7 protein-coding genes are annotated in these 7,100 nt (G+C 49.7%); 5 read left to right on the top strand and 2 right to left on the bottom strand.

Going from position 1 to position 7,100, the window contains the following annotated elements:
* Positions 1 to 25: 25 nt before the first annotated feature.
* Entirely contained in the window at positions 26 to 1,159 is a 1,134-nt protein-coding gene (locus tag ABLV17_RS16755) for a tyrosine-type recombinase/integrase (RefSeq protein WP_044350431.1), read from the bottom strand.
* Positions 1,160 to 1,333: 174 nt separating this feature from the next.
* Here ABLV17_RS16755 and ABLV17_RS16760 point away from each other — a divergent pair, with 174 nt between their 5' ends.
* The 3 genes from ABLV17_RS16760 (at position 1,334) to ABLV17_RS16770 (ending at position 4,027) form a co-directional block, all read left to right on the top strand.
* Positions 1,334 to 1,588, top strand: coding sequence for an Hha/YmoA family nucleoid-associated regulatory protein (locus ABLV17_RS16760; protein ID WP_348854498.1), 255 nt, complete (start codon positions 1,334 to 1,336; stop codon positions 1,586 to 1,588).
* Between the two features lie 85 nt (positions 1,589 to 1,673).
* Entirely contained in the window at positions 1,674 to 2,741 is a 1,068-nt protein-coding gene (locus tag ABLV17_RS16765; RefSeq protein WP_348854499.1) for a hypothetical protein, read from the top strand.
* 386 nt (positions 2,742 to 3,127) lie between these two features.
* The gene (locus ABLV17_RS16770) at positions 3,128 to 4,027 is read left to right on the top strand and encodes a RepB family plasmid replication initiator protein (RefSeq protein ID WP_069476592.1); all 900 of its coding nucleotides are present in this window, start codon (positions 3,128 to 3,130) and stop codon (positions 4,025 to 4,027) included.
* A gap of 246 nt (positions 4,028 to 4,273) precedes the next feature.
* Here the strand turns inward: ABLV17_RS16770 and ABLV17_RS16775 are convergent, their stop codons facing one another.
* The gene (locus tag ABLV17_RS16775) at positions 4,274 to 5,308 is read right to left on the bottom strand and encodes a DUF1353 domain-containing protein (protein WP_348854501.1); all 1,035 of its coding nucleotides are present in this window, start codon (positions 5,306 to 5,308) and stop codon (positions 4,274 to 4,276) included.
* A 713-nt stretch (positions 5,309 to 6,021) separates the two neighbouring features.
* Here ABLV17_RS16775 and ABLV17_RS16780 point away from each other — a divergent pair.
* Together ABLV17_RS16780 and ABLV17_RS16785 are read left to right on the top strand one after the other, a co-directional pair.
* A complete protein-coding gene (locus ABLV17_RS16780) occupies positions 6,022 to 6,207 on the top strand; it encodes a hypothetical protein (RefSeq protein WP_348854503.1) in 186 nt (61 codons plus the stop codon).
* Positions 6,208 to 6,702: 495 nt separating this feature from the next.
* Positions 6,703 to 6,993, top strand: coding sequence for a hypothetical protein (locus ABLV17_RS16785; RefSeq protein WP_348854504.1), 291 nt, complete (start codon positions 6,703 to 6,705; stop codon positions 6,991 to 6,993).
* The last annotated feature ends 107 nt before the right edge of the window (positions 6,994 to 7,100 follow it).

Below are 7,100 nucleotides of genomic sequence, written 5' to 3' on the forward strand. Positions count from 1 at the left end.
GACTGCCGGTATCTCAGGACTCTGGTTATATGTCGTCCAGATGATTGCGCATAAAGCTCACCATGGCTTTTTCACTGGCAAGGTATGCCCTGATATACCGGAAAACCATTTTCGGATCAGACCAGTTCCCCATCTCCGTAATTTTCTCCAGAGTGTATCCGTCCCTAAACAGTTCAATAGCCCCCCCGACTCGCACACTGTGCCCTGTCCACTTAATGTACCGGCCGGACTGCCGATTATCACCCACTTTACCGGCTATATCCCACAGGCGCGAAAATGCCTGGTTCAGTGAATTGGAGGACAGAATACCGACATCCTCTCGTGTGACCTGTGAGTCCTTCTGCAGCTGAGTGAGCAACGCCTGATTGAAGCCAGCCTTCAGGAGCATGTTATCTATAGATTTGCCTCTGGACAGCTTACTGCTGGTGGCCGGAAAATACCGGTTTGTATGGACGTTGACAGGTTGAAACAGGTAACGGTTCCCGAAGGTTTCTGTGTCCGTATACTCCACCGTTTCAATCAGTCGCCTGACGTGTCGGCTGCACTGTGGTGAAAGTTGAAACGTCAGGTTGCTCGACAGGCTTGTTTTGGTCCGCATCACATCCAGAAGGTAACAGGCGCTGTCATTTTGCCATTTGAGGTCACCGGTTTTAATCCTCCTGATTTCCACGTTGCGCAGCAGCGTTTCAAAACCAACCCAGATCATAGCCAGGTCACGGATATCCCTGACGTCGTCGCTCTTCTGGAGGGCCCGACGAAGTATATTGAGGTCTGCAACCATAAAAGGAAGCGCCTGGCCGGTAACCACTTTTTTCTCATTTTCCCGCGCCCGCCAGACCTGGACAAGCGCTTTAATAAGAACGTTGCGGAAGTCAGGGAATCCGAGACTCCCGTTAACGCTCGCAAGGCAAGCAATGAAATGAGAAATGGTCGCCATTTTGACGGAACCATTCAGCCCGTTGATATAACGTTCAACATCAACAGCAGCCACAGGGAAGGGCGTCAGGCCATTTTTGGCACACCATGACGACCAGACACGGGTGGTCCTTAACTGGCTTCTCGCAGTGTTGTAGCGGCGGAAACGTAACAGCTTAAGCGCATCCAGTGCGCTCATGTCATCGGGCCGGGATAGGGCTATCAGCTTCGTTCTATCTGTCATGGAAGATCTCATGTCTTTTAACAGCACTGGTTTTATAACCAGTATACTAACAGTATTTTTGTTCAAAGCCAGGAACAATAACAAAAAACCAGAAATGCCTGACTTGCCAGTCTGTCGGCATTCATTTATTGTTTTCGAAAGTATTGAGTGATTTAAATCTGCCCCGGAGCGCCGTTGTTGAAAAGCCCAAATGCTGAAAGCAACCTCAGAGAAGGTTATCTTCTGAAGTTCAGAAAATGCAGTACAACAGAAACCCTTGATAAAGTTTTTGAACGTATCCAGGATAAATTAAATGAGGAAGGTGGACCAATAAAAGAGATTATCAGTCTGAATGGGGCTTATGACCACCGCAGGGTTGAGATTTATATGAAAAAGATATATGACAAAATACCCGCCTCTGTGTGGAGTCTCATTCCTGATGATTTTTAAATAACTTCCAGTTAATCATGTTATTTCCGGTTTGAGTAAAGCGGTTGATGTAGAATATTTTATCTGCATTAAACGAGGAATCAACATGAAACGCAATGCACGAAAGTGGATCCCATTTGGTTTTGATAAAGACACAAATAAAATCGTTGATATTGCCAGTGTTGAAAATGGTCTTTCGTGCAACTGTATTTGCATCATCTGTGGCACCTCTCTCATAGCCAAACAAGGACAAAGTAAAAAATGGCATTTCAGCCACTCCACGGATGTTAAAGGCGTTTGCAGTGAACTGACCTTACAACATCTAAAAAAATACATTCAGATGAAGATACAGGAGAAAAAATTTCTGGCTCTTCCACACCTTTTGCACGGTAAGGAAAAAGGTGTTGTCACACTTAAAAACATCACTGCTGGTGGGATTGTATGCGGGCTGAATGCTGACCTTATCGGGCAGTGTAATGACACAACTATCGGGATATTCATCAATGATACAGCTGAGGACATCCAGCCTAATCCAGACCTGTTAGCCCAGACCGGCCAGCTGGCGCTGGTTGAGATAGACGCGGTTCGAATAGAAAGCATCGTCGCTCCATACCGGGAGAAGGGAGAAGGCATAAAGCTGATGGATGCAGTAGAAAAGTTACTTTTCGTTTCTGAGGAAGCGAAAAAATGGATCTACCATCCAATGATGAAAACGGTTAAGCCTGATGCCTTACACCAGTACAAGAGGGAGTTAACCAGCAGCGGTAATCAGCTTCTTGCGTTGATCCCACATGAACTGCCGATAAGCATGAATGTATTACCGTCGTCACCGTCTCTGCAGTGGCATCATTTAAGGTGCACCTTAAACCTTCTCTGTAGCTTAAGCCGCGCCGATATCCCTCCAGGAAGTAAGGCGTTTGACGAGTTGGTATATTTTATCCCACGCCTGCTTGAGGCTTCAGAATCTATCAATGTCCCGGCATACGAACGATGGTACGACTTTTTTTTACGTAAAAGAGGTGATGGTGAACTGAATGAGGCTGAACTGGCATTCATAGGGTTCATCGTCAAAATAATCAACTGGAATATGTCTATCCATCAACTGCCTGGTTTTGATGGTAAAAAGGCTTTCCATGACTGGTTTCTGATACATAACCCAAATAAGTCGCTTTAGAAGATGACTTCAACACAATACGATAAACAGTGAATGTTTATGGGTCACTTCATTGTAATGGGAAGACGAGAAGGTAAATCTAAGCATGTATGTTAAACCAAGCCTCGCTTTCCACCGACACAGTTTTTTCTGATTGTAGTTTTCCACAGGATAGATCCAATAACTGATCCATAGAGGATCCAGAGAGTACCAAAAAGATCCCGGATCGTCAGAAGCCTTGTGCCGCTTGGCTTAAAAGGGGATCGCTGTCTACTATATGCTAAATAATGTCTACTGTAATCTACAATATGTCTACTGAATGCTATATATTGTCTATTGTATGCTATAAAAATGTCTACTGTATGCTATCTTTTAACTGATTTATTCATACTTAGGACTTAAGGAAAATGTCTAGCAAAATCAATGAGTCATTCTTGCATGTTGAAGAGACAAACCAGAGTACTGGCGAAGTTATTATCCTTTCTTCCACATCAGAGACTAGTGTTCAGACGGTTCCGCTTATGCGTCTAGGTGTCTTTGTCCCGACATTAAAATCCACGAATAAAGCTATCGCTAAAAAACCTAATGTAGGATCCAACATTAATGCTTCAGACGACCTTAGGCATTTAGAGATAGCGAAATCAGAAGGCTTTGAGAGGATAACCATTTCCGGACCAAGGCTAGATATGGATACTGATTTCAAAGTCTGGACCGGGATCATCTCGGTTCTGACGGATAATGAGCTTGAATCGAATGATGATGGCACGATATCGATTCGATTCACTGAATTTGCTATGCGATGTGGTTTCTCACGTGGACGTCTTAAGGCTGAGTTTCGGGAGAAAATCAAGGATTCACTACGTAAGCTCATGTCAAATGTAGTCGAGTTCTCTAAGGATAGGGGAACCAACATTGAAGTGACAAAATTTGTTCAACTCATTGGTGAGTCCACTGTTGATATTGGCAATGACAAAGTCATCCTGACCCCATCAAAAACGCTGAAGGATCTGTATGTAGGGGAATACAAGATACTCCTGAAGTTAAGGGCCCTTAAAGCCCTCGCTCGTAAGGAATCGGCACAAGCTTTATACACGTTCATTGAGGCTCTTCCTCCTAATCCCATCCCCGTTAGTATTGAACGTTTTAGAAAACGATTGTCTCTGACTTCGAGACCGGCTCTTCAAAACTCTACAGTACGAAAGGCGCTTAAGCAGTTGGAAGATATCGGATATCTTGAATACCAAGAGCTTAAAGAAGGTAATAAGATCGCATTTCAGATCATCAAGAGAAATCCGTCTTTAAAGTAAACGGTTTGGGTACCGGCAAATGACCTCAGAAGGGAGATTGTCTACTGTAGTCGATGCCGGTGGAGGAGATCAGAAAGCTGGCCGCTGCAGGGAGAATGTCTACTATACTCGATGCTGGTGATGGGTATATGGGAGCCTTGGGTGGTAGACTTTGCTTGCTCTTGGTCATACTGGTTGCAACTAACCGGTGAAGAAACGGCCAGTTGCACACAGGTTACATTCACTTCTATCACATGCATTGTTGAACTAGGTTTTAATTGCTGATGTTCGTGAGTCTGCAAGCAACTCAATTGCAGGAAGGTCAAGGTTCTCTTGTTCTATCCGTATGCAGTCTGCGATAAATGAATCGGCATCGAAAGCTTCAGTCGGAAATTCCGTTGACACCATTGACGTACTTTTCGCCACCCCAAAACTTGCCAGTTCGATCGATGGAATATTGATCCAGCGCGGCCCGAATCGATATACCGCATAGAACATGATACGTGCCTTGAGGTAGGGAACACCGCTGCATAGCATCGCGTCATGGAACATTCGGTGTACGTCAGGCCAGGGTTGAGTACGTATGTCGCAAAAATGATCATGAACGATGGACGCGTTACGATAAGGCCCTTCGAGCGGTCCACCTATTAGGGACCAGAAAACACGCGGTATGGAAGCTCCGTCCACAATGGTGTCGATAGGGACGTTCCATTCTCGATCATTCATCGAGATGTACCCAAATGGTCGCTTCAGTTGCATACTACGGCCATCATCCAGCCATTCGGTTAGTGGTGGCAGGTTGGTGAAGTGCCCTGGGCCAATGACTATGTCGTCATCATATTCTAAGTCCCGTAACCACTGGGTCGCTGTCCATGGCAAATAAGCTGGACGCAAAATAGAATACAGATCATGCCTTCGAGTGATGGGACGAATGCGTACTTCAGCATTCTGTTTACGAGCAATATCGACAGTTACGGTTTTGCTTCCCCCCCCGCCAGCTTCAAGCATTCGACCGTCTCCCCACGCCAAAGCGACATGAAATACTCCTTTATCAGTACCAAAAAAAAGCAGGTCGCCAACTTCAGCATCATCAGCCATTGGCACCGGAGAACTGTTCCCATTATTGCTGAAGTGTTGATACAGACCTGCGGCCGTATTATCACGGGGAGGGTCCAGGTTTATGAGTGACAGGGCAAACTGAACAAAACCTGAACAATCATAAGCATCCGGTCCGTTTGCCCCCCAGATGTAGGGCTTACCGATTTCACTCTCGCATCGTTTAATCCACGTTTTTAGGTCCATTTAAGCTCCCACACTGGAATGTAGTCAGATAGTTAACCGCTAGACTTAGGACTCTTTGGGACTTTCAGCTGTTGAAGACGATCTCGAAGCAACCACCTGTGTGGTTTAGTGACAAAAACGGAAAAATAACAAAGCGCACACTGAGAAGTATAGACCAGTTGGTTATACGAAAGCTGGCCGCAACATGAGAGTTGTCTACTGTAGCCGACGTTGGTCGAGGTGAACCGGCAGCTGGCCGCAACAGGAGATTTGTCTACTGTAGTCGACGCTGGTGGAGGTGAACCGGCAGCTGGCCGCAACAGGAGAGTTGTCTACCGTAGTCAACGCTGGCGGAGGTGAACCGGCAGCAGGATGCTGCAGGAGAGATGCCGCAGCAGGGTGAATGTCTACTGTAGCCGACAAGGGGGACGGGGAACCGGGAGCGGCCGTAGCCGGGTAAATGTCTACTGTAGCCGATGCTGCTGGCGGTGAACCTGGAACTGGCCGCAGTCGACGAAATGTCTACTGTAGTCGACGTTGGAACCATGGAGCTGGTAGCGGGCCGCAGCAGGGTGAATGTTTACTGCAGTCGCCGCCGGTGGCGGGGAACCGGGAGCGGCCGCAGCAGGGTGAATGTTTACTGCAGTCGACGCCGGTGGCGGGGAACCGGGAGCGGCCGCAGCAGGGTGAATGTCTACTGTGGTCGACGCCGGTGGCGGGCCACAGCAGGATAAATGTCTACTGTGTTCGATGCCGGTGGTGGGGAACCGGGAGCGGCCGCAGCCGGGAAAATGTCTACTGTGGTCGACGCCGGTGGCGGGCCACAGCAGGGTAAATGTCTACTGTGGTCGATGCCGGTGGCGGCGTCCCGGGGAGCGTACCACAGCCGGGAAAATGTCTACTGTAGCCGACGCCAGTAGCGGGGAGCTGGCAGTTGGCCGCAGTCGGTGAAATGTCTACTGTGGTCGACGCGGGGACGGCGCTCCGGCAGCTGGTCGCAGTCGGCGAAATGTCTACTGTAGTCGACGCGGGGGGCGGCGCTCCGTCAGCTGGCCGCAGTCGGTAAAATGTCTACAGTAGTCGACGCGGGGGCGGCGCTTCGTCAGCTGGCCGCAGTCGGTAAAATGTCTACTGTAGTCGACGCGGGGACGGCGCTCCGGCAGCTGGCCGCAGTCGGTGAAACGTCTACTGTAGTCGACGCGGGGACAGCGCTCCGGCAGCTGGTCGCAGTCGGCGAAATGTCTACTGTGGTCGACGCGGGGGGCGGCGTCCCGGCAGCTGGCCGCAGCAGGGGAAAATGTCTACTGTAGTCGACGCCGGTGACGACGCCCCGGCAGCTGGCCGCAGCATGGGAAAATGTCTACTGCAGTCGACGCCGGTGACGACGCCCGGGCAGCTGGTCGCAGCAAGGGGAAATGTCTACTGTGGTCGACGCCGGTGGCGGCGTCCCGGCAGCTGGCCGCAGCATGGGAAAATGTCTACTGCAGTCGACGCCGGTGACGACGCCCGGGCAGCTGGTCGCAGCAAGGGGAAATGTCTACTGTGGTCGACGCCGGTGGCGGCGTCCCGGCAGCTGGCCGCAGCAGGGGAAAATGTCTACTGTAGTCGACGCGGTGATGACGCCCCGGCAGCTGGCCGCAGTCGGGGAAATGTCTACTGTAGTCGACGTGGTGATGACGCCCCGGCAGATGGCCGCAGCTGGGTAAATGTCTACTGTAGTCGACGCGGTGATGACGTCCCGGCAGCTGGCCGCAGCATGGGAAAATGTCTACTGTAGTCGACGCCGGTGACGACGCCCCGGCAGCTGGCCGCA

It is taken from the genome of Klebsiella sp. CN_Kp091, assembly GCF_040065095.1.
Classification (GTDB): domain Bacteria; phylum Pseudomonadota; class Gammaproteobacteria; order Enterobacterales; family Enterobacteriaceae; genus Klebsiella; species Klebsiella aerogenes.